The organism is Bradyrhizobium sp. UFLA05-108, from assembly GCF_059803455.1.
Genome location: NZ_JBANAZ010000062.1, coordinates 24,007 through 48,736, shown reverse-complemented (window position 1 = coordinate 48,736; position 24,730 = coordinate 24,007). Strand labels below are relative to the sequence as shown.

Below are 24,730 nucleotides of genomic sequence, written 5' to 3'. Positions count from 1 at the left end.
TTCCCATGAGCGGTTGGACCTGCTGGCATGCACGTGCTCGTGGGTACCGCGTTCATTTTCATCACTTCCTTTCCAGATGATGACGTTCGCGCGATCCATTCGCCGGCTGGATGCATTACATAAAAACAATAGATTTTTCTCACCTTACCTGAAGGTCCATAAGGCAGTCGCCATTCTTTACAAGTAGGAGCAGGAACGTCGTGCGAACCGATTTCCCCTTCAGTTGGGCGGCTAGTTCGACCAGGTGGCCGATTCGCCAGACTTCACTGTCGACCGCAACGCGCTCGGATTTCGCTATGGATGTACGCTAGGCTATCGAATGCGAGTTCTCCTGGTTGATCGTGATGCGGCTTTTGCGCGCGCCGTAAAGACAGGGCTATTGGACCGCGGTTTTGCCGTCGATGTAATCGAGACTCTCGACGAGGCGCAGACCGCGCTAGATTGCGCGAACTTTCATATTGTCTTACTCGAATTGGTCTTGCCGGATGGAAATAGCTTGGACTGGCTGAAGCAGCTGAGACGCCAGGGATGTCCAACGCCAGCCATGATGATCAGCAACCTGAACGATGTAGCCACGCGGATTGAGTTCTTCAACGGCGGTGCGGACGATTTCCTGCGAAAACCGGTGTCTATCGATGAGCTCATCGCCCGGATGCGCGCCATTTTGCGGCGATCGACGCAAATGACGGCACCTGTCGTAAGCTTCGGCAATCTACATTTCGATCCCATCGGCCGGCAAGTTACAGTTGAAGGTCGGCCATTGCGGATTGCGCGCCGCGAAGTCTGCATTCTTGAACTTCTGCTCAGTCGGGCAGGCCGCACCGTGCCGCGAGCGTCTCTGGAGGAAGGTCTCTATGCGTTTAACGAGGAAGTCTCGACCAATGCTTTGGAGGTCGCGATCTATCGCTTACGCACACATTTGAGCCAGTCGGGTGCGACGCTACGAATTAAAACCGCGCGCGGCATCGGCTATGGACTTGAACTGAAGGCAGCATGCGCTTCCCAGCCGATCACCTTGAACACGAAGCAGCTACCTTGAACTTCGCCCTTGATCCTCGCATAAGCGGACGGCCAATCGCGGTCACCGCTATTCTGCTCCGACTTCTGTATGCCTTTTGCACGGTCGCCCCCATATTTCCTCTCGCTGCCGCAGCTCAGATAAAGCGGAATGGCAGTCAGGAGGCGCCGCGCGCAACTGCCGGCAGCGTTAGCGGAACTTTAAATCTTACCTCCTCTCAGGGAAAGACCGTCCATCTTTCGGCGGCGGCGGCCAGCATCTTTGTTGCCGACCCAACGATCGCCGACTACCAGGCGCCGTCGAACACAACCCTCTTCGTCTTTGGCAAAAAGTCGGGACGGACCAGCCTGTTCGCTTTGAACGATAAAGGCGAGGCATTGGCCGAGCTTCGTGTTGTGGTCACCCAACCTGTCGAGGATCTTAGAGCCACCCTCAAGGCCGAGCTCGGAGACTATCCGATCCAAGTCACCTATACACCACGCGGCGCGATTCTGAGCGGGACAGCACCTAATGCCGAACTAGTCGACCAGGCGAAGAAGGTTACGGAGCAATTTCTGGGTGCTGGCGCGCTGGTCGTCAACAAGATCCAGGTGGCGGGCTCACTGCAGGTCACTCTGAGCGTGCGCGTGGCCGAGGTATCGCGCACCGCCATGAAGGAGCTTGGCATTAGCCTCTCTGCGAAGGCGCAGAACGGCGCGGTTGTTTTCGGCTTTAACAGTGGCAAAGCGAGCAGTTCCGGCAGCAGTGGCGGTTCCACCACGAGCGGCGGCTCCGGCACGAGTAGCGGTGGCGGCGGCACGGCAAGTATCGGATTCGGCGTTCCTGGTGCGAACGTTAGTGCTGTTCTTGACGCACTCGCCGACGACCATCTCGCTTCAGTACTGGCTGAACCGAATCTTACCGCCATGTCAGGCGAATCAGCAAGTTTCCTGGCAGGTGGCGAATTTCCAATTCCGATCATGCAAGACAATCGGCAAGTCTCAGTGCAATTCCGTCAATTCGGGATCAGCTTGGAGTTCGTTCCGACCGTTCTAAGCAATAATCAAATCAATATTCACGTGAAGCCTGAAGTCAGCGAGCTATCAAAAGAAGGTGAGGTCAACGTCAACGGAATATCCGTGCCTGCTCTCTCGACGCGTCGAGCCAGTACTGTCGTGGAGCTTGCCAGTGGTCAAAGCTTTGCAATAGGAGGCCTCATCGGACGCAATTTCAACACTGACATTAGCACGTTTCCTTGGCTGGGCGATGTGCCGATTCTGGGTGCACTTTTTCGCTCCTCCTCATTTCAGAAGCAGGAGACCGAATTGGTCATTGTTGTCACTCCCTACATCGTGCGACCGGCATCGACCCCCGGCAACATGAGCGCGCCCACCGACAGAATCCGACCGCCCTCAGACGCGGGGCGTACGTTGACGAACACGCTGGCAAGTCCGCCGCGAGGCCGCAACGCGCCCCGCACGCCTAACCCAGGCGCGACAGAGGGAGCCGGCTTTATTATCGAATGAGGACCATGAATGAGCTTTCGACATCTGTGCCCCTTGATCGCTATTGCGGCAAGTGTAGGCGGATGCACAAACAGTGCTCCGATTTATTCTGCGCCAGCTGAACAAGCGATTGAAGTGGAGCAGAAGACCAGTGTGTTGCTATTGCAGCGCCTTCTTCGCAGCGAAACGTATCGTCTGCGGGATTTTATCGCAAATGCCAGTCGCGGTCGGCGGGATGCACTCCATCTCGAAGTCTCCGGCTCACCCCGACTTATGGCGCAGGTGGCCCATGAAGCGCGAGCGATGGGCGTTGCCCCCTACAATATACATCTGATGCCTTCCTCAGCCGATCTGTCTGGTCATTTCGGGGTACGAATCGAGGCGATTGTCTACCAAGCACGTCCTCCCGTCTGTCCATCGCGTCCGATTGTTGGCCCTTCCGTAGACGACAATTCTTTCGATCCAACGCTTGGCTGCTCGGTCCGAAGTAATCTCGGAGCGATGGTGAACGATCCCCGCGACTTGCTGGGCAATAGCGCAGTCAGGCCAACCAGCGGTGATCGTGCGGTGCTTCCCCTTAGCGCACACGGAAGCCTCCCGGCCGCCGACAAAAGCAACTTGCAAGACGATGCTCACAAGTCACAAACCCAATGAGCGGCCGAGCCCGCGAGCAGCGCTAAGCCATAGACTCGCGGAGGGGACTAGTCGCCATAGAGAGTGCGTTTCGCTTTCCACTTTTTTAAGAGTGCGCCGCTTGCATTTCAGGTTCCGCAAGTTGAGGTTGGTTGCTAAAAGGCCGGATTGAAGCCACTTTTTGCGCGCCGAGCTAGGCCAAGCCCGCGGCAAAGACTGCCTTTGCGACCCTCTCGAAACATTCGATCGGAACGGCCTTGCCCATCGTAGCCTTTCGGATCAGTTGCCGCGCCAAAATGGGGTCCTCGACGATACTCAGATTCAGCCCTCGCGCACGTTCAAGCAACCGTGAGCCAAGTTCGCCCTCACCGCGACACACTAATATAGGCACTCCAGTTTCGGTGCGAACGTAACGCAGCCCAACCAACAGTGCAGGCCCGGTTACGATCATTGTGGCGCGATGCACGCCAAGCGGCGACTCTTGCGCCGTCTCCCGTCTGAGACGGCGATGTTCACCCTTTATCTGCGGATTTCCTTGCTGCTCTTTAGCCTCGCGCTTCGCCTCACTCTGCGTCATGCGCATGTCGCGCAAGAATAACCACCGCTGGATTAGCAGATCGATCAAGCCGCCGATCAGGAACGCGCCGGCCGCAATTTCGATCAGAGCTCTGATATCCTTGAACACAAGGCCAAAACAATCCAAACCGCAGGCGGGTACGTATACCAGTGCTCTCCAACTTGCGAGTGCTGTGGAAAGAAGAGTAACACCGAGTATGAGCACTTTGATCAGCGATTTACCAAGCTCGAGAAGCGCTTTCTGCGAGACAATCCGCTTTAGCCCTTTGGTAGGATCCAATTTCTGAAGATTTGGCTTCAGCGACTCCAGGGAAAAGGTTAGCCCACCGGCAGCCAAAACACTGGCCAGAATGGCTGCAGCCACGGCGGCTGCGATGGTTGGGATGACGGTGATCATCGAAAGTTGGATCAATCCGAGCACTGCTCGCTGGACCGCACTGTTGAAGGGCTGCTCCTGGAGCTTGTCAATGAGCCGTACTGCTTCATGCCACTCATCTTCGATTGAGCTCGCTGTCAGGCAGAGGCAGCCGAGACCGGCCGATACGCTGAGCGCGCTCACAAAATCGGCGCTGCGCGGAATCTGCCCTTTCTTACGCGCATCGCGCAGCTTCTTGGGAGTTGGCGGAAGCTTTTTCTCTTCGCTCGAATCGTTCATCTCAAGAACTTCTCGAGCCACCCCAGCACGCCATGGAACTGGATAATCTCCGCTCCCATGTAGTCAATGAGGAAGACGGTGTAGCTGGTCATGACGATTCCAAAGGCGACATTCTTGATAGTCGGCGAGAGATCGTTCAGCTTGATTTGCGGCGCAAACCGCCCAAGCAACATAAGGCACACGTCGATCAGGAGCAGGAGAGCTACCACCGGCCCCGAGACGAGCAAGGCGGTATGCATGATATGATCAAGAAGCCGCAAGAATTCCATTGCCCCTTGCGTGCTCAGGGTAGGCAGTGCCCGATAGACAGGCCAGATCAGATAGCTGTCATAAAGGCACGTGACCAGTGTCTGCAGACCGCCAGATACCACGAAAATCGTGACTGCAGCCGTTCCGAGAAAAAGGGCTGTGGCCGAGACTTGGCTGCGTGTCGCAGGATCGTCCACCTGGCTTGAAACACCTCGCTGGGTGTCGATGATGTCACCAACTGCCTGGATGCTCCATAGCGGCGTGCTCAGTAGGAAGCCAAACAGCAAGCCGATGAACATCTCCTTGAGACCGAGGAGCGCGACGGCGACCACACGGGTACCCGGATCTAGCGTCTGTAAGCCGTCCTTGATATGTGGCAGGCATGGCAGCCCGATCGCGACCGCTAAGCTTGCGCGGATCATCCCGCTAATGCGCGGGCGCGTAAATACCGGGAGCACGAACATGATGCCTAGGGCCCTAGCCGAACAAAGCCCTGCTGCAGCGGCGTAGTCGATAGCAGCCCTGACCACAGTTTGCGTCTCGGTAGGTGACAAGCCATCCATTTGAGGTGCTAGTTGCTTGCTTGTGTCAATAAGCCGGCTCCGCTCGACGTGCGGAGATGTTCGACCTCGAAGGGCTGAGGACAATCGGTTGCTGAGTTGCCATAACTGGTCAACAGAGCATCAGCCAAACTGCCCCTACGGGGGTCCGACGGTCTCTATACCCGCATGCTACTGACCCTACCTTTGCACTATCTGTCTCTTGGCAATTCATCACGGATGACTCTGACCAGACACTCAGCGGCCTCCTTCGAGGCATCAATAGTTCGCAGTGAGGATAGGGAAATCACTGAAAATCCGCTGAGCTTGTTCGATAAGCGGGGCGCTCAGTACCGGAGCAAACATCACGAGCACGCCGAGAACGACGAGAAGCTTGACAGTCAGGGGCAACGTTTGGTCCTGCAGCTGCGTTGCTGCCTGAACGATGCCGATCACCAGTCCGGCCACGAGAGCGGCGACGAGCGGCGGCAGGACCCAGATCATGAAGACAACGAGCGATCGGCTCAAGTGAGTGAGGATGCTAGCTTCATCCATGTTAACCTCCCGGCGTTGCGTAGCTTAGGACCAGCCCGTGCATGAGCCGCGACCAACCGTCGATCGTGACGAACAGAAATAGCTTGAAAGGAACAGAAATGAGTGTTGGCGTTACCATTGACATGCCCATAGCCATCAAGATCGTCGTCACGATCAGATCGATCGTGATGAATGGAAGATAGAGCAGGAAGCCGATTTCGAAGCCACGCTTAAGCTCGGAGATCAGAAAGGACGGTATAAGGATCGCGAAATCATCAGCGCTTGCGTTTGCGCGCATGTCGTCTGACCAGACACGTTCAGCGGATGACAGGAAGAACGTGCGCTGCTCCTCATTGGTAAACTTTTTCAGGTGGGCGCGCAGCGGCTCGCTCGCCTGCTTGGCTGCTGTTACCCAGTCGTCTAAACTTTGATAGTGAAGTTGCGGGTCGCTGACGCGGCTGTAGATCCCCTCTAACAGCGGAGCACTAATGAAGACGGTAAGAATCAGTGCAGCGCCATACAGAACGATGTTCGGGGGTATGGACTGTGTCCCGAGCGCGTTACGAACGAGGAAGAGAACGACCGAGACCTTTATAAACGCCGTCGTGGTGACAACGGCAAACGTCAGTAGACCAAGGCCGACTGTTACCGAAATAAGCGCAAGGATGTTCGGTTGAATCTCAGTCATTGACCGCCAACTCGCCGCGTAGCCTGATAGCCAGTTGTTCACCGACACGCACGATATCGCCGTGGCCGATCACTCTTCCATTCGCAATAATATCGATCGGGCGATCGATGGAGCGGCCAAGTTCGAACACGTGGCCTTCGTTGATGGTTGCCAACGCACCCAGCGGGATGGGCCAACGGCCGCATTCAAAGACGAGCGTGATCTCAATGCTATCGACATCGGCTTCCGAGGGCGGCATTGCTGGTTGTGCTTGCGGTTGGTTTGTCATATCTGCGCACCTTAGTGGGTGGAATTGCCGGCGGAATGGGCCCAGCAGAATCACTCTTCCACCAGCGACCTGCGAGGGGGCCCACAGCGTTCCGGCGGTGAGGATGAGCTGGCCGCGTGCAAAAGGAATGACGTCCGGCAAAAGCGCGTCGCCAGTTCGTGCTTGGCGAAGTAGCGCGAGGGGAATGCGCAACGAGCCAATCTCTGCGGCAAGCATCACAGGCAATTCCGGAGAAAGCTTGCGCCTCTCTTGCGGCAATTGGCCAAGCAACTTTCGCATCATAGAGAACGCGGACGGAACCAAACCGTCTAGTGACGAGAATAGGAACAGGCGCGCACTGCCCGTAAGCGGTCCACAGGCGATCTCGAGCTCCAGATACGGGCCTTGCATCGTTGCTTCGTCTATGCGGATTACTTGTACCTCCTCGGCTAGCAAGTTCTCCAGACGAGTGAGCCACGCTTCTAGGGCCAGTTCGAGAAGGAGAGAACGGGCTGGATCGGAAGGTAAAGCAAGGTCATTCTGCACAATCGAGATCAGTGTCTCGACCATCGAACGAGGCAACGACAACACAAGCTTTTCGGCTCCGACGCGGAATACACAGTCAAGCATGGACATGGCAGATGGCTGCGGTTGCCACACGATCCGGTTCACCCGAACTGACAGCGGCTTATCAGCAAGGCGACTCTGCGGGACCATCCGCTGAGGCGCGATATCGTTCAGCCACAAGACCACCTCATGGGACAGTCTGAGCGCTGGCTCGAACGGTGCAGAGTCACCCCGCATACTCGCCGGCCTCATTCTGACACCGATACAAGAGGAGCAGTCATTAGATGGACTTGCCGAGCGTCTGGCTACGCGAACCATTCTGATATCGGACCAAGATCTCATCCTCTGTTTCGAGTTCAGCCGCGAATTCCGAATGCGCGGTGCTCGTGCGCTGAACGTCGCACTCGATCTGCTGCCACTTTTGACTCGCCGCCGAACGCGTGGCCCAAATGGTCTGCGCCTCAACAAGCTCTGCCGTGACCTGCTCTTGAGCGATGCGCGCCTGCTCAACTGCTTGGCGTGCTAATGTGACCTCGGCTGTGAGCCTCTCAAGGGCGCGATGGCAGCGACGATCGAGTTCCGTTGCAGACATCGTGTCACACGATGTCAGCTCCAGATAAAGTTCAGTTTCGAATCTCGCGCGGCGCTGCTCGACCTTTGCAAGATCCTTTGAGGCACGGTCCATGGCATCGACCGCGATGCGGCGCTTGGCTTCCATGTTGGATAACTCACGTAGCGCGCTGCGCTCCCTCATGTCCTTCACACGCCGCAGTTTCGACGTTTGAACGGAAGTCAGGCGGTCAGATGCGACATCCACGTGATGGTCTCCTCAAAAGTGGACGGCTCGTCCTGCCCCTGGCGCAAGAACTTGTGTAATTCCTCGATGGAGGCGATTGCCCGATCAGTTAGCGGATCGGAACCCGGGCTGTATTCACCGACCTTGATTAGGAACTCAGTCTCGTTGTAGCGCGAGAGCAGATCACGGAATAAAGAGGCCGCCTTGCGATGTGGCACAGAGACGACGGCATCCATCACGCGACTTCGGCTCGATAGCACGTCGATGGCCGGGAAATGCTCACGGGACGCGAGCGCGCGTGAGAGAATGATGTGACCATCGAGAATCCCCCGCGATTCCTCGGCGATTGGATCGCCCGTACCGTCTCCTTCGACAAGCACGGTATAGAAGGCGGTGATCGACCCGGTCTCGCCCATACCGGCGCGCTCTAACAAACTAGGCAGCATTGCGAAGACGGAGGGAGGAAAGCCGCGTCTGGTGGGCGGTTCTCCTGCGGCAAGGCCGATTTCGCGCATCGCGCGGCTAAAGCGCGTCAACGAATCCATCAACAGAACCACGCGCAGCCCCTGATCACGAAAGTACTCGGCGAGTGCAGTGGCCATATGAGCACATTGCGCGCGCTCCATTGCCGAGCGATCGGACGTCTCGACGACCGCGATTGTACGATCAATGGCATCTCCAATATGGCGCTCGATGAACTCGCGCACTTCACGCCCACGCTCTCCTATAAGCGCAACGATGGTCACGTCGGCGGCCGCGCCTTTTACGATTTGCGACATCAGCGTGGACTTGCCGCAACCGGCGTCCCCATAGATTCCTATCCGCTGGCCTTCGCCACACGTCAGAAGCCCATCCAGCACACGGACGCCTAACGGAAAGGGCCGCTCGATGCCACGCCTCGTCATTGGGTTAGGCGCCCTGCCGCGGAGGGGGCGAGTGTGGGCCGTCTTTATTGGACCCTTGCCGTCGAGCGGACGGCCGAAGCTATCGATGACGCGCCCGAGCAAATCGGGGCCGACTGAAGCTTCCTGCATTCGCCCAGTGGGAACCACCTCCGCGCGGCTAGACAACCCCACCATATCGCCGATTGGCGTGAGTAATACCCCATCCGGCAGCAGACCAATGACCTCGGCTTCAAGCGACCGTCCGGTAGCTTGATCCTGCAGCAAGCACAGCTCTCCAACGCGGGCTCCTGGTAATACGGCGTGAATCAGCGTACCAATCGCCCGCGTGATGCGTCCGCGTACCGCACGCGTGTCGATATGCTTTGCTGTAGACCTCAGAGATGATAGCGCCGCATGCACAGATCCTTCGCTAACCGCATCGTCGTAGCTTGCTTGGTGGGTCGTCACGGTGCGCCCTCCTGGGAAGACGGATTAAGGCCGAGGCGCAATTCCCGGAGTTGGGCCGAAAGCCCTAGATCGACATTGCCAAACTCACTCCACAAGACGCACTGGTCCGGCGACAGAGCGGGGTCAGCATCAATGGTAACTTTTGGCCGACCATCCCTTCCATCGAATGCCGCGAACTCGCGTGTCAGTGCATCCGTTTTCACAGGAGACACACGAAGACACACTTCGCCACTGCCATATTTTTGGTCAATGGCGTGGCGAACGGCCTTCACCAGCATCTCATCGGGATCAAACGACCCTAACAAGTCGCTCAAGATTTCAAGGACGAGCTGGGGCAACGCCTGTTCCAGAGTGGCTTTCCGACGCGCCACCTCGCAAGCGGCTCGGGCAACGAGCCGCGCCATTTCGTCCGAGCCTGTCTTGAGGCCCTCAGCGTGGCCGCGCGCTCGCTCGCGCTCATAGGCTTTCGCTGCCCAGCTGCGAACCTGTCGTATATACCGCTCTGCTAGCGCGCCCGTTTGTACCGCATCGTACCAGATCCCCAGTTCCGCAGCTGGTATGAATGGACCCAGCGGGCGTATCTGCGGGCTTTCCGGCAATCCAGGCTCGTTGGCGGTCATTTTGTCCCTGCCTCTTCGGCTAAATGGGCCATCACCAACGACAACAGCTGGCCTGCGGCCTTCTGGTGCTCGGCTGCCGGGGCGTCAGCGGCCGTTCCTACAGGTAAGCGGAGAAGCACGCACCTACGGTCAAGCTCCGAGGCTTCCGCGAGCCAAGCGCCCAGGCAGGCATAACCGTCATGTTTAATCCGGTGCGTAAGTTGCTCCGGATCGACAATCGATTCCGTTGCGACGGCGTTCGATAAGTGTCTGATCGCGAACGCATGTGCTTCCGCACCAATGTCTTCGATTAGCAGTTCGAGATCACGCTTTGACACTCGCTTTACCAACGAACGAGCATGCCAAACACTGCCGGCTAGGAGTGCCGCCCGATGCGGATCATGCCCGAGCAGTACATCCCTTCCCCAGCTACCTTCATTGACCACCAGTTCACCGCCTAACAGCAATTTGGCTAGTCTTTCCTGCAGCCTGGTAGCCTTCTGCAACTGCAACACTGTGGAAGGCGACAGCCGCGGATCAAGACGGGCGGCAAGACGGCTGGGATCACTCAAAGCCGTAAGCTCACGTAGGCGATTGCAGCGTGGGCTGACTGAATAGTTTTGTTCCTTGGATGTCATCGATACCGACACTGGATTCCGCTCATCGCGCATCAAAGTTCAGCTTTTGCCGGCGGCTTGGGAGCGGGCATCCTCGCGCCTATGCCAAGATTTGCCAGTTTGCGCCAAGATTGACTGAGCCGGCGCGCACGTGTGCTCAGCAGGACGTAAGACAGAACGCCGAACGCAGCGCCAGCACCTCCGACGCCGACTGCAACAAAGGGAGTTGAGATGAACTTCGTTGGTTGAACCGAAACAGCTGCCGGCGCAGACGTGAGCTCACGTTGAGTCCGCTCGACCGGCACGAACACAACCGCCACTTTGTCGTATGCCAGCCCCTCAATGCTGTTGGCGACGAGCATCTTGATCTGGGGCAGCAAGGCTGAGAGCTTTGCATTGGAATCATGTCGGATGAACACCGAGGCCGAGGACGGGGTGGCATCTTGCCGCAAAAGGTCGTTCTTCGGCAGAACAACATGAACACGCGCGGAGATAACCCCGTCGATATCGCTGATCGTGCGCGATAATTCTTCGCTAAGGGCATAAACATAGCGGGCACGCTCCTCAACCGGGGATGCGACCAGGCCGGATCCCTTGAACACCTCGCCAAGGCTCTTGAAAGGTTGGCGGGGCAGGCCCTGGTCATTCAGCACGTCGATCGAAAAAGCCAGTTGCTTTGCTTCGACTTGAATCGTGCTGGTACCATCCTTGCCAACAGCACGGATGGCATCGACCCCCTTGCTAAGGAGAACAGCAAGCATCTCGTTGGCTTCACGCTCCTGGACCTTCGTATAAAGATCGGTCTTGCAACCGCCTAACGACAGCAGAAGCGGCAATAAGGCTAAACCATAAAGCCGCCTCCCCGTGGCCACGCTACGGCCGATCTTTGTTTGCGCCAAGACAATCATCACCCGCCGCTCAGCCCGCTGACATCAGCTTATTCATAGAGGAGCCGACAGCACTGGCACCCTTGGAGATGAGCGACACCTGAATGACCCCCTCATAAACATTCCGCAGATTCGCCAATGTCGATTCGAAGTGATCCACGCCTTGCGGCCCGCCGACCGGATGCACCTCGACTTCGTGAGAGCGCAGGACGGGCTGCGCAGCCGGCCCAGGCGGAATGCCCGCCACAATCGGCTCGCCACTTACCTGCGAGGGAAGTGCGCTGGCTGGCAATGGTGCGGCTCGGTGCACTGCAGAAAGATTCTGAAGAAGGCGATCGCCAAGCGGGCCGGCGTGCGGAATTGCACGCTCAAGTTCCGACACCGGCGCTGCGCTATGCTTCACGGAGACTAAACTCTCTTGAAACTTTGCCTGCGCGGACGAACAGGCATTGGAGAGACATTCGGCGGGGTTGGCAGAGATCGGCGTAACGCCTAACGTTGTGGATGAGATCATGCTCGCACGTGATGAGATTAGCTGTTCGTTGGCGTGAACGGGCACCCTAGAGACGCCAGCTGACAAAAAGCTGACGAGAATCAGGATCCAAAATTCACGCGCCGGTCCACCTAGCGACGAATTCTCCGCTCCCAATTTTGGACGAATTTTGGTGCGTCTTCTCGCGCGCGAAATGAGGAATCCTTACCGAGCCATGACGCTGCACATATTCAAGAACGTTCTGAATGTCGGGGTTTTCCTTTTCGTGGGTCTCGCCGGGCTGCACGGTGCTGAGCTGGCGCTCCCAACGACGCCTTATAGCTACACGGTCCTGGATCAGGATCTCGCGTCCGTACTGCAGGAATTCGGCAACAACCTAAAAATTCGAGTCAATGTCAGCCCAGAGGTCAAGGGACGGATCCGCGGGCGCATGCCGGATATTGCACCGCGAGAGTTCCTCGAACATTTGGCCAATCTCTACAATCTTCAGTGGTACTACGATGGACTCGTACTTTACGTATCCGATGCGCACGAGGCGCAGAGCCGTCTATTTGTCTTGAATCCGATCACGTTCGATGCATTCAAGTCGGCACTGGATTCGCTCAAGATCTCCGATGAGCGCTATGTCGTGAAAGCGGCAACCGGAGATGGCGTCGTCTTTGCTTCCGGTCCGCCTCGGTTTATGGCGCTTGTGGAGGAAACGCTGAAAGGCCTAATGGCGGAGGCGCAGGCGCGGCGGAACCCTGCGCCAGTCGAAAAGCCGCGCGAATCGGCCTTGATGTTGTTTCGGGGGTCCTCAAGCATGATCATTCGTGGTGGACCGGAGAGTTTTCTCTCGCCCGACGCGCCGCATCAAGACAGCGTGATTCACGGGCCTGGTCTCAGCGAGAGATAAGCTGACGCCAAGACTGACATGCGAACGAACTCAATGCGCTCGCCTACCCTCTGTCCCTTCTTAGAAACCTAGTGCTGGCCTCACGATGGAGCGTTATGTACAGGATGATCAGCGCGAGCGCACAATGACGTTAACGTCTGGCCACGGATGCTCCAACTGGAACTCCGCCAACTGGCTGAGCATATATGACCGCGAAGTGAGCCCAATCCGCTTCGATCACTCAAGAGCTACTTCCTTCGCCCATTCCACAGCGCCAACGATCGCAATCATTAAAGCTATACACCGCGAACATCTCACGATGCCGAACTGCGCTGATTGGAAGGGCAGTAAAACAGCCTTGCAGGATTGCGCAGCCCTTGCGACGGCTAATCGGGCCCACCAAGAGGCCCCGCAGCTTCGGGCAAGACCGGTTTTGTGTCTCAATTCTTCTGAGCGTCGTCAGCTTCTCGAAAGCTAACTGGTCCTATCATAGCCAGAGGACGATCTAGATTGTAGCGGGACTGAGAGCTTAATCGGAAGTATCTGAGCTCTTGGACTCTGCCCGTCCACGCTATTTCTTCGTCTCGAGCTCCGGCCGCACCACATGACGGGATGTGGTGCAATTTCCTGTCAAAGGACGCATTGATGTCAGTCACCAACTTATCCGTGACCAACGTAACTACGGCTTTCTACGGGCCTGCTCCCTCGGTGCAGGAGGTTTCGAGTTTCGAGGCGATGCTGGCCGGTTACTCCTTGAAAGACACGAGCTCCGATCATTCCGCACCGCCTGACGATGGCGCAGCAGAGTCGATCAAAGAACTTACGGCGGGGCTCTCGCAGGAGGCGCAGAATATCCTACCCCCAGATCTCAGGGCTGCACTGGAAGCATCTGCCCAGGCCCCGCAGCCATCCCCTGCTGCGAGCCCAGCTCCGATTGCGGCCGCGCCAGTGCCCAGCTCGAGGGTTACGTGGAACGGCGGCACCTTGACCAATTCCGAGTTGCAGATTGTATCCATTCTGAACCGCCACAAAGACAAATGTCCGCTCGATTGGAACTCTCTTGGAGATTTGGCCAATGATCCCACCACCCCTTCGGATCTGAAGGCGGCGATCCAGGGACTGCAGCAGGACCCGGAGCTCTTCTATGCCATAGGCTCGCAAGGCGACGGCCGTTGTGGCGGGAAGATCAAGGCAGGTGATCTCTCCGCCTTCTCCGATCATCACTCACAGGTTGCCGCATTCCAGGAGCAGCGGGCGCAGAGCTACGAAAATAACTACATTCCTTCGGACGGCGCAGGCAATGGCCAGCCATCGGTCATGGCTGAAACCGATGCATTGCGTGAGCTATATCGGTATTCCGACAACCTGCCCAAGAACCTAAGTCTCGCCGATTTCAAGCAGATCGTCGATGGCGATGCCAAAACCGGTAAATGCCCGCCTCAGGTTCTCGCGGCCGCTCAATACTTCCTCAGCCATCCCGACGAGTGGAAGCAATTGTATGGCGGCTCGGTAGACAAGGTCCACAAAGAGGACTTCTTGCAGGTTGCCTCATCAGCGATGAATCTGACGCAAGCCGAGCTGGACACGCTCGCTACGATCGACAGGAACCAAGGCGCCTTTTTTGGAAAGGGCGACCTGACCCGGGACAAGCTGGCGAGCATGGCCGATGACAAGAGGCTTGCCCCGGATGTGCGAAAGGCCGCCTCACAGCTGCTCTCGGATCCTCTCTTATTCGGATTGATCAACAATTCGATCACAGGCTACAAAACCCACCACAAGTTCTTCGACTTTGGCGGCGGCCATACCGTCGATTCCGGCAACATCAGCAATAAGGATTTCACGCACTTCTTCAACAATATGTCGGCCGCAAACCGCACTGCTCACCTGTCGAAGACGCACGTCGCTCAAACGACTGCCGAGCAATCTGCTGTTGCGGACATGGAGATGGGCGCGGCGGATCAGCCCGACATCAAGTCACCAAAGAAAAATGGAGGCGCCTTCATGCACGGACTTGATGACGTGCTGAAGGTTGGCTCAAAGGTCCTCGACTGGGCTGCCACGGCGGTTGGTGTACTTGGCTTCGTTCCAGGCCTAGGCGAATTAGCCGATCTGGCGTCAATGGAGCTCGAGAGCGAGGCGCAGATAGCAAATCTACTGCACACCGCGATCACAGGCGGAAATATCAAGCAAGCACTGGAAGAAGCGGGCCTCGGTATTGCAGCGCAGGCGGTCGGCTGCATCTCCGGACCGGAGGTCAAGCTGGCCATGCGCGAAGGCTTGGCGAAGCAGGCAATTCAAGAAGCCGCGACGGCCGGCGTCGACCTGCCGGTTTCGGTGGCCCAGTCCTACGCGGAGAATTATTTGCAGAACCTGAAGGAACGCGTTGCGTCCGAGCGTACCCAAGCTGTAGACGCTTACACCTAGTCAGAGCGACGCAAATCGTCTCAGATCACCGCCTGACAAAGACAGCTTGCGGAGCTCCGCCCGGTGGGTCCGCGAGTCACGCAAGCTTTGCCAGTCTCACGTTCTTTCGTCCAGGCCAGACGATTTTTTATCGCCCGTTGCGCGCCGCGTTGCTGTTAGCTGTATAGATCGCCGACTTCACGATCAGCTTCAACGCAGTCCACCGTTGCCACGATTCTTTGGAAGCCCGTCCGAAACCGGTCCCTTGACTATCGGCTCTTTTAGATGCGCCGAGGTAGAACTCGAATGAGCCAGTGTCGAGGACGAAGCGCCCAACAAAGCGGTCCGAAGCCGAATGTCACCACATGAGTTTTAGACGTCTGCGGCGGAGCGGCAAGCTGACCCATCGCAGTTCGGTTGATCGGGAACTATCGTTCTTCGCGCGCGGATCGTCTGAGCAAGCCTCATAGCTCATTTCTTATCGTATCGAGACAATTCGCTGGTTCTGGGAAGCAAATTCGCACAAGAGCTGCCACCGACGCCGGCCACGCTGTAATGGAGCCAAACGCGGCAATTAACCCTCGGCTCGATTGTATTTTCTCCGGAGCTCGTCAGCTTGCCGAAAGCTAACACGGACAGAATAGGGACAGCGGAGACAGCCTCCATCCGCATGACTTAAATTGCAAAGGAGAACCCGATGCGCATTTCCGGCTTAGGCCACCCCGCGCCAATTGACAGCGAGCTGCGTGCGGCTCATGGGCACAAAGAGCCTTCGCACGCAGCTGGCGCGCATGAGGGGCATCCCAAATCGCCTGTTGCAAGCAGCCCCCCTGCAAATGGCGCGTCGGGTCCGGATAGCAACAGCAACTCGCATGACGCAGCTATGCGCCAAGCATTCAACACCGTTCTCGGAGCCATTGCTTTCCAAATGGTAGATAGCCAAATGGCTTCTTTGTCAGATGCCATGACCGAGACGGAAGAAGATACCTGACGTCGCATGTCGTCGCCAGGTTATACGAGCCGCTACTAGCGGCGAACTCTCGATAAAACAGGAGAAACGATATGCCTCACTCACCCGTCAGCGGCTCGACTGCAGCCGAGACAGCTAACACAGCTGCCGCCACTGTTGGTTCCACGGCTTCCGACGTTGCGTCACAGGCTGCGTTCCAAAAGGAGCTCGCCGCTCTCACCGCCACGAGCTTGCAGGCCACTCAGCGAGATGTGGAGCTTCGCGTCGTCTCGACGAACCTTACGACCATCAAGAAAGTAGCCGACGAGCGCGTGCAGTAACAGACAAGGTGGGAGACACCGTCGTCCCACCTTTCCCGAGTAACGTAATCCGCCAAGTCGTAACGGGCCGTGCGGCTTCGCCGCACGGCTTCGTTCGCTCTTCAGGAGATCGACCGTGCATGAAATGAATTCCCCGCATTTTGAGGTGCTGTCGGGGCTTTACTGCGGGGTTACCGGCAAAACTGGTATGGGACCGAGCCTGATTGGTAGCGGCTTGAATGCTGACCTAGTCTTTATCGAGCAAGGGCTCGAACCGCATCATGTTCGTGTCACGCCACATCGCAATTCGATCGAAATCGAGGCTTTTGCGAAGGAAGTTGGGATCGAGGGACGCGAGACCATTTCCCCGAACGAGCGCGTTCTTGTTCCTCTTCCGACGGTCATGCATTTGGGCGAGATGTCCATTCGCTGGTCCATTGAGGGTACTAAACAAACTGCCTCTACTGGTCGCTGGCTCGCGACCATCGCACTCGCCTCAGTCCTGATCAGTTCTGTCGCGGTCGGCGCAGTCTCAACCAGTTTCTCCCAGTCGGACGAGGTGGTTGGTTTGAGCGCCGATGTGGGCCGTGGCAACGAAGTTGCAACGAAGCCAACCCCCAAGGCTCCCTATGCTCTGATGACCGATGCAGCTGCCGAAGAGCTGCAACAGGAGGTCGAGCGCGCGGGGCTTTTCGATATCAAGGTCGGGTCTGGGGCGGGAGTTGTTACCGCTGATGGCACGGTTACGCCAGCTTCGCTGCCTAAATGGCAAGAACTCCAGCAACGGTTCGATGACCACGGCAACGGCGCTTACGTGCTCATCAACACAGTAGCGGTAAAGCAAGAGAAGGCGCCCTCCTCCATAGCTGTCGAGGCTGTCTGGCGCGGAAGTGACCCTTATCTGGTCATTGCTGGCCAGAAGTATTTCGTGGGCGCGCTGCTGAATAATGGATGGACCGTCAATGGGATCGAGGAGGGACGCGTGCTCCTGAGCCGGAATGGCCGGCTGGTTGCACTCCCCTATTAGAGTTTCCGGCCCGCAGCTCAGAAGGAAAGTGTCATGACTAGGCTGTCCCAGCACTCCGTCGCGCCTGGCGCCTCGTTTCAGGGGCTTACGGTGGACGATCATCTACCTGCCGCCTCGCCCACTATACGTCAAGCGAAGGGCACCGAACTCAAGGGAACGCATGCAAATAGCGGCCAGAGCTACAAGACTTTTCAGGATAGCCCCCCGCAAGTTCGGCTTGTAGACGCGACGGTCGAGACCGCATTGGAGCTACACTCGATTGATCGTGTCTCGCGCATCAACGTCAACGAGGCTCAAGTCCAGTCCGGTGAGATCAAGTCAGGCTCAGAACTTGCTTGGCTTACTGGTCCGAGTCTTGCGGAGAACCTGCTCTCCTTCGTTACACCGCGTTTACGCGATACGGGCGTCCTACGCCCAGAAAAACACAGCTTACTTGTGCAGGGTTTAGCCGATGCACTATCTACCGTGCCAGAAGCACCGATGGCGCGTGAAGGAATAGCCATTTTGCAAATGGAGCTGCGCCATTTGATCCTACTCCGGCAGAATAAGAACGGCTTGATCGAAGGCTAGAAAATGGGCGAGCCAGAGGAGCGCAACACATCTGCCCCGGGGCCACGCGGTTCAACAGCCGGTGATGTCTTGCTGATCTCGACCAACGAACGCGATTTACTTTGCGCGCTTTCGTATGTCCATCTTGCGTGCGGGCAGAGCGCACAGTGTCTCGCTTTATTGCGACTCGCAGCTCACGAAGGTTCTCAAGACGTCGACCTGCTTCGCATTCTGGCTTACGCTCTGATCTCTGAGGGCCACGGTGACGAGGCATTGGTGGCTTTGGATCGGCTGGACGAACTTGACGACCAGGCGTCTTCCCGTCTGCCTTTGATGCTCTTGCGCAGTCACGCTCTGCGTCAGGCCGGCCGCATGGCTGAGGCCCACGCCACATTCAAGAGCTATGTATCACTACGGGGCAGCACCGCTCCAATCAAGGAACAATAGACCCTTTATGCCCAACCTCCTGCGTAGTTTCATCGTACGCGCGCCGGCTAATCCGGACTTGATGGTCGCGTTGATGCTCCTTCTGGCGGTCGGAATGATGATCATGCCGATCCCGATCGTAGTGATCGACATGCTGATCGGTTTCAACCTCGGTTTTGCCGTACTGCTGCTGATGGTTGCGCTCTATCTCAACACACCAGTTGACTTTTCGTCCTTACCGGGCGTCATCCTCATCTCCACCGTCTTTCGTCTGGCTCTTACGGTGGCAACAACGCGCTTGATTCTCGCGGAGGGTGATGCGGGCAGCATCATTCATACGTTTGGCGATTTCGTCATATCAGGCAACATCGCCGTTGGAATTGTCATATTTCTGATCGTGACCATGGTGCAATTCATGGTTCTCGCCAAGGGGGCCGAACGGGTCGCAGAGGTATCAGCGCGTTTCACGCTTGATGCATTGCCTGGGAAGCAGATGGCCATTGACGCCGAGCTGCGCAACGGACACGTCGATCAGCACGAAGCTCGCCGTCGGCGCGCTGCGCTAGAGCGAGAGAGCCAGCTTCATGGAGCCATGGACGGCGCTATGAAATTCGTGAAGGGCGACGCCATCGCCGGGCTCGTAGTCATCTGCATCAACATGCTGGGCGGCATCACAATCGGTTTGCTCTCCAAGGGCATGTCGCTTGAAGATGCGCTCGATCAATATACGATCCTGACCATAGGTGATGCGCTAATTTCGCAGATTCCGGCTTTGCTGCTGTCAATTACAGCCGCAACCATTGTCACTCGTGTCAGCGGTCCTTCCAAGCTGAATCTTGGTGCCGACATCGTGAGCCAACTTACGGCCAGCACACAAGCGCTACGGCTAGCCGCCTGCGTGCTGGCTTTGATGGGCCTCGTCCCCGGGTTCCCCTTGCCACCGTTCATGATACTGGCCGCACTCTTTGGCGGGGCGAGCCTTGTCAAGGCTGGTGCGCTGGGCGCCAACACCGCGGCCAAGGCGGACGCCAAGACGGGCACCGATATCACTGGTTCGGCTCCAGCTGCCGCACAGACTCAGACTAAAACCGTGCCTGCGGAGGCACTTCCGATCACACTATTCCTCGCACCAAACCTGACACATGCAATCGACAAAGAGGAGCTCGAGGGTTCCATCCGAGACGTTTCTGCGCTGGTCTCATCTGATCTTGGCATCACAATCCCACGTATTCCCACCCGAGTCGACCAGCGCCTATCGGACTCGCAATTCAGGGTAGATGTCGAGGGAGTGCCTGTTGGCGGGGATTTTGTTGACCCCACGCAACTCGTGCTCGACGACGACGTGGCGAACATTGAATTGAGCGGTATCCCCTTTCGGCAAGACCCAGAGAAGAACCGGATTTGGATCGAACAAAGTCATGCGCCAGCTCTCAAAGCTGCCGGAATAGGGCATCGCGCTCCAAGCGAAGTCATCGCCTTGCGAATAAAGTCGGCGTTGACACGGTATGCACAGCGGCTGGTTGGCATCCAAGAGACGCGACAATTGCTGGCGCGAATGGAGCAGGAATATGCTGATCTCGTTAAGGAGGTGCTGCGCACGACCCCGATCCCCCGGATAGCCGATGTTCTACGTCGATTACTAGACGAGGGCATCCCTATTCGCAACACGCGCCTGGTCCTCGAGGCGCTGGCAGAATGGAGCGAGCGCGAGCAAAATGTCGCCCTGCTCACCGAATATGTTCGCTCCGGTCTCGGACGTCAGATCTGTCATCGCTATGCCAATGCCCACGGAGTTGTGGCTGCGTTCATTGTCGAGCGTGAAACCGAGGAAATCGTGCGCGCGGCGGTGCGCGACACCGCGGTCGGTCCCTACCTCGTTTTGGAGAACCACGAGAGCGAGATGCTGCTTTCACAATTCCGTCAGATCCAATCAACCATCGCACGCAGTCAGAGGCCGCCCGTCATTCTCGGGCCAATGGACATCCGGCGGTTTCTCCGCGGATTTCTCACGCGCAACGGGATCGATCTTCCGGTTCTGTCTTATCAGGATCTCGCCTCGGATTTCACGGTCCAGCCGATTGGGTCCGTCAACCTCGGTGCCGCCAAGCATAAGATCCCCTCAGGAGCGCGCCCTGGCGCGACGGCCGATTAGCTAACAGAGCACGGCAGCCGGTCGTAAGGTCATGTTATGAATTCATATCAGATGGATACCCCGCGGAAGTTGTGCTCCCGTACTGCGAACTTGCGCCTAGCTATCCTCCCACTTCTGCTGCTTGGAAGTTGCACGAGCTGGGATAAGCCAGGACTTTCAACACAGCAGATGCCGGCACCAGAGCTACAGGGCACCAGGGAGATCGATGCTGCTACGCGCGAACGCTCTGCATGCGCCGTACGTGGGGACCTTGACGAGGAGGCTTTGCGTGATGCGTTGAAGAAGCGGCCCGACAACGTCGACGCTGCCATTCCCCTTGCGCGTGCTCTGCTGGCTCGAAATTGCCCGGATCAGGCGCTTGAGGTACTTGACAAAGTCTTACTCGCTGCCCCTGGCGACTTGCGCATATTGAACGCGAAGGGGGTTGTCCTTGACAGCGAGGGACATCACCAAGAAGCACAAGCGCTATATCGGCAAGCTCTCGCAATGGCTCCTGACAGCCCGGTGCTGACCAACAACCTCAAGCTCTCGCTTGCCCTCGATGAGAAGGGCAAAGCCGGGCGCCCGAATCTACAACCGCGGTCCGACTCGCCTAACCAGACAGCACAATAGCCGTAGTCGCCTCTTCGCCGCAGGTTCTTGCACATTAACCGCGCCGTCAGGTTTATGCCTCTCAGCCCTCATCCGCTTAGGTCTGATGGTCTCATGAGACCCTGGATGCAAACGGCAGGATCCCGAGCCATTCTGATGGTGTAGCGCACACAATAACTGGCCGGAAGCGGACACACTGGCGCTCGCACCCGCCATAGCCAATCTGCTCTTCCCGTCCGGGACGTGCAATCGAAAACCCCGGCCGAAAGCCGGGGTTTCCTGTTGCCCTGTTCATCGGGTCTCGTAACCGCCGCGGTGCGTCCGTATAGTGCACCTCGCGAATTCAGCCGAATTGGTTTCGGCTTCGTTCGATCCTAGACTCGATCGTAAGCCGCAGATGTTCGTTGGTCTGCGCTCCTTGCTCCACCTCCTTCACGGATTGGTGGAGATCTCACGTCACATAAAGTCTCCATCCGAGTCGGACGCTGCTGAAGATTCAGTATCGCTGGCCTCTTTGGAGAGATACCTCGAATGATGGGTTGCACGCTGCCATTCACCATCCCTGTAGCTCCAGGGTCCGGACCGGGTTGGGTCAAGTACCATATCGTCTCGGTCCACATGGACGAAGCCCATTTGTTCTGCACGGGTCCTCGCGTCATCATTCGCAGGACGCCAGTTCACCAGAGGCCGTTCGCCGTCTTGCCGAAGTTGATGCTCGAGCAAAATATCGCCGGCATTCGAAACGAGCGGATGAGCGACCTGGAAATCCACGATTGAGGTGACGTCAGTTCGTCCGGGGAACTGTTCTCGCCAGCCTTGGCTGTTGAAGTCAGTCATAGGAAATCCGCCTTCCGTTCTTTGGAGACCGACACTCCTATTTCCGAGTCGGTAGCTGTAATATCGGGCGGCGTCCGAATCTCTTCGGATGCCATACTCGCTAGCGACGTCCGATGTGCGCCTAGCCCTTTCGGATACACGTTCTGAGTATTCCTGTGGATTGTTGGCGATATGATTGATTTCGTCGCCATGAAAGGTCCTCACCTCTCGCCGGAATGTCGCCTGGTCGATCTCGACGATAGGAGGTCTTGAACTGTTGTAATAACTTGGACGCGAGGATGAGCTGGCACCGGAATCCTGCATTCGCATTCTAGCGAATGCGTCCGCGAAGTCGTCGGCATTCCCGTGCTCCGGGGAGCCTGCGCGATGATATTCATCATCGGATGGAACATCCGACCAATTGTTGATTCGACCGTACATGACAACCACACTCCTATGGATGTTGCATTGTGTTCAGGTCATTAGACCTGACTCCGCTGATAAGCAGCTTAGCTGTCCGTAAGCTGACGAGCTGCTAACCTCGATGCGTTTCCATGCCAGGCCGCACCGCATCGAAAAGTCGTGATCACGGAAAGGCCTCAAGAAAGCACAACGAGACTCGTGCTTGAGGTGGATGATCTGATCCAACTTGACGCGAAACAAGTCGCCTTCCCTCGCCGTCTGCCGATTCGAGATTGCAGGCTTTTGAGGTCGGAGGGCCGGAAAGCTCGCAGAATCGCGAGCCGTGATTCCGTTCAGCGGAGGCGCGCAATGCGACCGAAGAAGCCGGAGCGGATGAGCGGAATCGATCGCATCAGGGCAACGTAGCTACGGACGAACTGGCGCAGAGTGCGGAGCTCAAAGTGTTGCACGAGCGCGAAGAGCGTTCCAAGAAGCATTCCGATCAGGAAGGCGGCAGCCAAACGAGAAGAGCAATCCTGGGGATAGATAGGGCCACGACTGTGCGATAATCGAGAACTCGAGGCTGTTTATTTCACGACCGCCATGCTGCCAGGCAGGGCACTTTGCAACTTCACGTCGTCAATATCTGATCCCTTGTCTTACTTACCCGGTGCGGTACCCGGGATCCGCACAGCTTTGTCGATGAACACGATCGTCTGGTAGGCGATCAAAGCGCTGGCCATCTGTGATCTATTTAAAAAGAAGTCCGAACATCGCGAGCCTCACAATTGCGGATGTACACGACGCTATGCTCCGCATGGTCGGTCGTCGTGTTCGCTGCGCCGGTACTAATCGATCGCGTCACCAAAATGCGCGATCCTCTCCTTCAACATGTCAGTAAGTGAAAAGGCATGATGCTCGCCCTTGGGCAGGATCAGGCTGCTGTCTACTTCGCGTGCGGCTTACCAAATTGGTCCATGCAAAGTCCTGAGCGGCGCTGAAGGACTTTTTTGATTGGCGTTCGCGGATGAGATGCACCAGACTATCCATATCGTCGACCGTGTTGAGCATGCCGAACGATATGCGGATGCCGTCGCGTTCGGGGGAAACACGCACGCCATTCTCTTCGAGGTAGCTGAGCCAGTCTGTCGCGGGCAGACCGCCGACATAGTTGTGGGGCGAGCGATGTTGCCGCCGACTCCGACCGACGAGACCAATGGCGAGCTCGTCATTTGAGCGGTGAGATGATCGCCCAGATCGAAGCAATGGTTCTAAATGTTCTTCACGCCGATGTGTTCGACCATGTCGAGCGAGGCCCCAACGTCAATTGCAGGAAGATTGAAGTTTCTCAGCTCAAAACGTGATGCGGTGGGAGACGGCGCCAAGCGATGCGCCTTCTTAAGGCCTCCTTGCCTTGCGCCTTCCACCGATCGATTGCGAGCAACAATGGATGGTTCGTTGTCGACCATTGTCCAAGCGTGATAGTTCGCGGCAAGCGCGGTGAGTTCGTATACGGCTCGATAGGCAAGAAGCTTCACGTGCTCGCGATCGTTTTCGCCGACAAGCCTTTCAAGGGCTCGTTTCGCACGGAGTGAATTTTCTAGCATCTCAGACGCGAGAAGGGCACAATTGAGTTGGTGTGAATCCCTCATTGCAGGATTCAGTCGCCACTTTTCCTCTCCTCCCTCTGAGCGCGCGATTTCTTCGAAAGCGGCGAGATTTCTCTTGGACAATTCGAGCCAGTTCGGGCCGAATGTGATGATCTGCTCAGCGTGGCGGTAGTCGTAGTGAACGACACAGCGGGTTTTGAGCAGGAACACGGAAATTCAAGGTCGGGCCCGGCTCTGTTCGGCTCCTAATTAGCCCCTTCAGGCTCGACCGCTTCTTGGGTATTATGCCACCTCCTCACCAGCCGGACGCCATCGACCGTGGCTCCGCTTCGTGACGTTTGCGAACGACTATCGCCTTGTTCATACCTTCTTGCCGCGAGGGCGCTTCTTGCGCGCCTTCGCCAACAGTCTCCCAAGCGCTGATACTGCTTCCATCCCGCATAGTGTAGCACAAACGTTCGCATGGTATTGTCCTCACCCATTGCCGAATCGAGGGCAACCTTGAGCGATTTCTCGAGTTTTCGTGTCTACAACGAGCTGACTGACGCCGTGACCGGCGCAAAATAACCGTTCCTCAAGTCCACCTAGACAATTTCTTTCGCAACATCGACGACACGCAGAGGGTGCAGCGGATCGCCGTTGCCGACCTCGAAGCGCGCATTGACTTTCCGAGGTGG

At 57.1% G+C, this 24,730-nt stretch carries 25 protein-coding genes; 11 read left to right on the top strand and 14 right to left on the bottom strand.

Going from position 1 to position 24,730, the window contains the following annotated elements; translation table 11 throughout:
• The first annotated feature begins 319 nt into the window (after positions 1-319).
• Genes SO140_RS34300 through SO140_RS34290 form a run of 3 tightly spaced genes read left to right on the top strand, consistent with a single transcriptional unit; the run spans position 320 to position 3,156 of the window.
• A complete protein-coding gene (locus tag SO140_RS34300; protein ID WP_498534656.1) occupies positions 320-1,039 on the top strand; it encodes a response regulator transcription factor in 720 nt (239 codons plus the stop codon).
• Positions 994-2,523, top strand: a complete 1,530-nt coding sequence (locus SO140_RS34295) for a type II and III secretion system protein family protein (protein WP_498543724.1) — start codon at positions 994-996, stop codon at positions 2,521-2,523. Before SO140_RS34300 ends, SO140_RS34295 begins: the two co-directional genes overlap by 46 nt.
• 9 nt (positions 2,524-2,532) lie before the next feature.
• A complete protein-coding gene (locus SO140_RS34290; protein WP_498543723.1) occupies positions 2,533-3,156 on the top strand; it encodes a CpaD family pilus assembly lipoprotein in 624 nt (207 codons plus the stop codon).
• A gap of 172 nt (positions 3,157-3,328) precedes the next feature.
• Here the strand turns inward: SO140_RS34290 and SO140_RS34285 are convergent, their stop codons facing one another.
• From SO140_RS34285 to SO140_RS34235, 11 genes are all read right to left on the bottom strand, one after another.
• Positions 3,329-4,366 carry an EscU/YscU/HrcU family type III secretion system export apparatus switch protein gene (locus SO140_RS34285; RefSeq protein ID WP_498543722.1) on the bottom strand — a complete coding sequence of 346 codons (1,038 nt, stop codon included), beginning with the start codon at positions 4,364-4,366 and terminating at the stop codon, positions 3,329-3,331.
• Positions 4,363-5,178, bottom strand: a complete 816-nt coding sequence (sctT, locus tag SO140_RS34280; RefSeq protein WP_498543721.1) for a type III secretion system export apparatus subunit SctT — start codon at positions 5,176-5,178, stop codon at positions 4,363-4,365. Before sctT ends, SO140_RS34285 begins: the two co-directional genes overlap by 4 nt.
• Positions 5,179-5,433: 255 nt before the next feature.
• On the bottom strand, positions 5,434-5,709 hold the full coding sequence (locus SO140_RS34275) for an EscS/YscS/HrcS family type III secretion system export apparatus protein (protein ID WP_449378454.1): 276 nt from the start codon (positions 5,707-5,709) through the stop codon (positions 5,434-5,436).
• A 1-nt stretch (position 5,710) separates the two neighbouring features.
• A complete protein-coding gene (sctR, locus tag SO140_RS34270; protein WP_449378453.1) occupies positions 5,711-6,376 on the bottom strand; it encodes a type III secretion system export apparatus subunit SctR in 666 nt (221 codons plus the stop codon).
• Positions 6,369-7,376 carry a type III secretion system cytoplasmic ring protein SctQ gene (sctQ, locus tag SO140_RS34265; protein WP_498543732.1) on the bottom strand — a complete coding sequence of 336 codons (1,008 nt, stop codon included), beginning with the start codon at positions 7,374-7,376 and terminating at the stop codon, positions 6,369-6,371. The genes sctR and sctQ overlap by 8 nt, the downstream gene beginning before the upstream one ends.
• A gap of 94 nt (positions 7,377-7,470) precedes the next feature.
• Positions 7,471-8,007, bottom strand: coding sequence for a hypothetical protein (locus tag SO140_RS34260; RefSeq protein WP_498543720.1), 537 nt, complete (start codon positions 8,005-8,007; stop codon positions 7,471-7,473).
• The gene (sctN, locus tag SO140_RS34255) at positions 7,983-9,338 is read right to left on the bottom strand and encodes a type III secretion system ATPase SctN (protein WP_449378451.1); all 1,356 of its coding nucleotides are present in this window, start codon (positions 9,336-9,338) and stop codon (positions 7,983-7,985) included. The genes SO140_RS34260 and sctN overlap by 25 nt, the downstream gene beginning before the upstream one ends.
• Complete coding sequence (sctL, locus tag SO140_RS34250) at positions 9,335-9,958, bottom strand: type III secretion system stator protein SctL (protein WP_498543719.1); 624 nt, start codon at positions 9,956-9,958, stop codon at positions 9,335-9,337. The genes sctN and sctL overlap by 4 nt, the downstream gene beginning before the upstream one ends.
• On the bottom strand, positions 9,955-10,608 hold the full coding sequence (locus tag SO140_RS34245; RefSeq protein WP_498543718.1) for a nodulation protein NolU: 654 nt from the start codon (positions 10,606-10,608) through the stop codon (positions 9,955-9,957). Before SO140_RS34245 ends, sctL begins: the two co-directional genes overlap by 4 nt.
• Positions 10,608-11,462, bottom strand: a complete 855-nt coding sequence (sctJ, locus tag SO140_RS34240; protein ID WP_498543731.1) for a type III secretion system inner membrane ring lipoprotein SctJ — start codon at positions 11,460-11,462, stop codon at positions 10,608-10,610. Before sctJ ends, SO140_RS34245 begins: the two co-directional genes overlap by 1 nt.
• A gap of 10 nt (positions 11,463-11,472) precedes the next feature.
• Positions 11,473-11,955, bottom strand: a complete 483-nt coding sequence (locus SO140_RS34235) for a nodulation protein NolB (protein WP_449378448.1) — start codon at positions 11,953-11,955, stop codon at positions 11,473-11,475.
• 193 nt (positions 11,956-12,148) lie between these two features.
• Between SO140_RS34235 and SO140_RS34230 the strand changes: the two genes are divergently transcribed.
• From SO140_RS34230 to SO140_RS34195, 8 genes are all read left to right on the top strand, one after another.
• On the top strand, positions 12,149-12,829 hold the full coding sequence (locus SO140_RS34230) for a secretin N-terminal domain-containing protein (RefSeq protein ID WP_498543717.1): 681 nt from the start codon (positions 12,149-12,151) through the stop codon (positions 12,827-12,829).
• 714 nt (positions 12,830-13,543) lie between these two features.
• Positions 13,544-15,232, top strand: coding sequence for an HrpF/NolX family T3SS translocon protein (locus SO140_RS34225; RefSeq protein WP_498543730.1), 1,689 nt, complete (start codon positions 13,544-13,546; stop codon positions 15,230-15,232).
• Between the two features lie 676 nt (positions 15,233-15,908).
• Positions 15,909-16,202 carry a hypothetical protein gene (locus tag SO140_RS34220; RefSeq protein WP_449378446.1) on the top strand — a complete coding sequence of 98 codons (294 nt, stop codon included), beginning with the start codon at positions 15,909-15,911 and terminating at the stop codon, positions 16,200-16,202.
• 423 nt (positions 16,203-16,625) lie between these two features.
• Entirely contained in the window at positions 16,626-17,507 is an 882-nt protein-coding gene (locus tag SO140_RS34215) for a SctD/MshK family protein (RefSeq protein ID WP_498543729.1), read from the top strand.
• A 33-nt stretch (positions 17,508-17,540) separates the two neighbouring features.
• Positions 17,541-18,077, top strand: coding sequence for a hypothetical protein (locus SO140_RS34210; protein ID WP_449378444.1), 537 nt, complete (start codon positions 17,541-17,543; stop codon positions 18,075-18,077).
• A gap of 69 nt (positions 18,078-18,146) precedes the next feature.
• Positions 18,147-18,503: a histidine kinase gene (locus tag SO140_RS34205; RefSeq protein WP_498543716.1), complete on the top strand. Its 357-nt coding sequence runs from the start codon at positions 18,147-18,149 to the stop codon at positions 18,501-18,503.
• 7 nt (positions 18,504-18,510) lie between these two features.
• Positions 18,511-20,634 carry a type III secretion system export apparatus subunit SctV gene (gene sctV, locus SO140_RS34200; protein WP_498543715.1) on the top strand — a complete coding sequence of 708 codons (2,124 nt, stop codon included), beginning with the start codon at positions 18,511-18,513 and terminating at the stop codon, positions 20,632-20,634.
• Positions 20,635-20,898: 264 nt separating this feature from the next.
• Entirely contained in the window at positions 20,899-21,246 is a 348-nt protein-coding gene (locus tag SO140_RS34195) for a tetratricopeptide repeat protein (protein ID WP_498543714.1), read from the top strand.
• Positions 21,247-21,681: 435 nt separating this feature from the next.
• Here SO140_RS34195 and SO140_RS34190 read toward each other — a convergent pair whose 3' ends face one another.
• The 3 genes from SO140_RS34190 to SO140_RS34180 all read right to left on the bottom strand — a co-directional run bounded on the left by SO140_RS34190 (position 21,682) and on the right by SO140_RS34180 (position 24,263).
• Entirely contained in the window at positions 21,682-22,365 is a 684-nt protein-coding gene (locus tag SO140_RS34190; protein ID WP_498543728.1) for an effector protein NopP, read from the bottom strand.
• A 972-nt stretch (positions 22,366-23,337) separates the two neighbouring features.
• Complete coding sequence (locus SO140_RS34185; RefSeq protein WP_498543713.1) at positions 23,338-23,559, bottom strand: hypothetical protein; 222 nt, start codon at positions 23,557-23,559, stop codon at positions 23,338-23,340.
• Positions 23,560-23,714: 155 nt separating this feature from the next.
• The gene (locus SO140_RS34180; RefSeq protein ID WP_498543712.1) at positions 23,715-24,263 is read right to left on the bottom strand and encodes a hypothetical protein; all 549 of its coding nucleotides are present in this window, start codon (positions 24,261-24,263) and stop codon (positions 23,715-23,717) included.
• Positions 24,264-24,730 lie beyond the last annotated feature (467 nt).

Coding starts and splice junctions, on each gene's coding strand:
- SO140_RS34300 (WP_498534656.1), top strand. CDS start 320: ATGCGAGTTCTCCTGGTTGATCGTGATGCGGCTTTTGCGCGCGCCGTA.
- SO140_RS34295 (WP_498543724.1), top strand. CDS start 994: ATGCGCTTCCCAGCCGATCACCTTGAACACGAAGCAGCTACCTTGAAC.
- SO140_RS34290 (WP_498543723.1), top strand. CDS start 2,533: ATGAGCTTTCGACATCTGTGCCCCTTGATCGCTATTGCGGCAAGTGTA.
- SO140_RS34285 (WP_498543722.1), bottom strand. CDS start 4,366: ATGAACGATTCGAGCGAAGAGAAAAAGCTTCCGCCAACTCCCAAGAAG.
- sctT (WP_498543721.1), bottom strand. CDS start 5,178: ATGGATGGCTTGTCACCTACCGAGACGCAAACTGTGGTCAGGGCTGCT.
- SO140_RS34275 (WP_449378454.1), bottom strand. CDS start 5,709: ATGGATGAAGCTAGCATCCTCACTCACTTGAGCCGATCGCTCGTTGTC.
- sctR (WP_449378453.1), bottom strand. CDS start 6,376: ATGACTGAGATTCAACCGAACATCCTTGCGCTTATTTCGGTAACAGTC.
- sctL (WP_498543719.1), bottom strand. CDS start 9,958: ATGACCGCCAACGAGCCTGGATTGCCGGAAAGCCCGCAGATACGCCCG.
- SO140_RS34245 (WP_498543718.1), bottom strand. CDS start 10,608: ATGCGCGATGAGCGGAATCCAGTGTCGGTATCGATGACATCCAAGGAA.
- sctJ (WP_498543731.1), bottom strand. CDS start 11,462: ATGATTGTCTTGGCGCAAACAAAGATCGGCCGTAGCGTGGCCACGGGG.
- SO140_RS34235 (WP_449378448.1), bottom strand. CDS start 11,955: ATGATCTCATCCACAACGTTAGGCGTTACGCCGATCTCTGCCAACCCC.
- SO140_RS34230 (WP_498543717.1), top strand. CDS start 12,149: ATGACGCTGCACATATTCAAGAACGTTCTGAATGTCGGGGTTTTCCTT.
- SO140_RS34225 (WP_498543730.1), top strand. CDS start 13,544: ATGCTGGCCGGTTACTCCTTGAAAGACACGAGCTCCGATCATTCCGCA.
- SO140_RS34220 (WP_449378446.1), top strand. CDS start 15,909: ATGCGCATTTCCGGCTTAGGCCACCCCGCGCCAATTGACAGCGAGCTG.
- SO140_RS34215 (WP_498543729.1), top strand. CDS start 16,626: ATGAATTCCCCGCATTTTGAGGTGCTGTCGGGGCTTTACTGCGGGGTT.
- SO140_RS34210 (WP_449378444.1), top strand. CDS start 17,541: ATGACTAGGCTGTCCCAGCACTCCGTCGCGCCTGGCGCCTCGTTTCAG.
- sctV (WP_498543715.1), top strand. CDS start 18,511: ATGCCCAACCTCCTGCGTAGTTTCATCGTACGCGCGCCGGCTAATCCG.
- SO140_RS34190 (WP_498543728.1), bottom strand. CDS start 22,365: ATGCAGGATTCCGGTGCCAGCTCATCCTCGCGTCCAAGTTATTACAAC.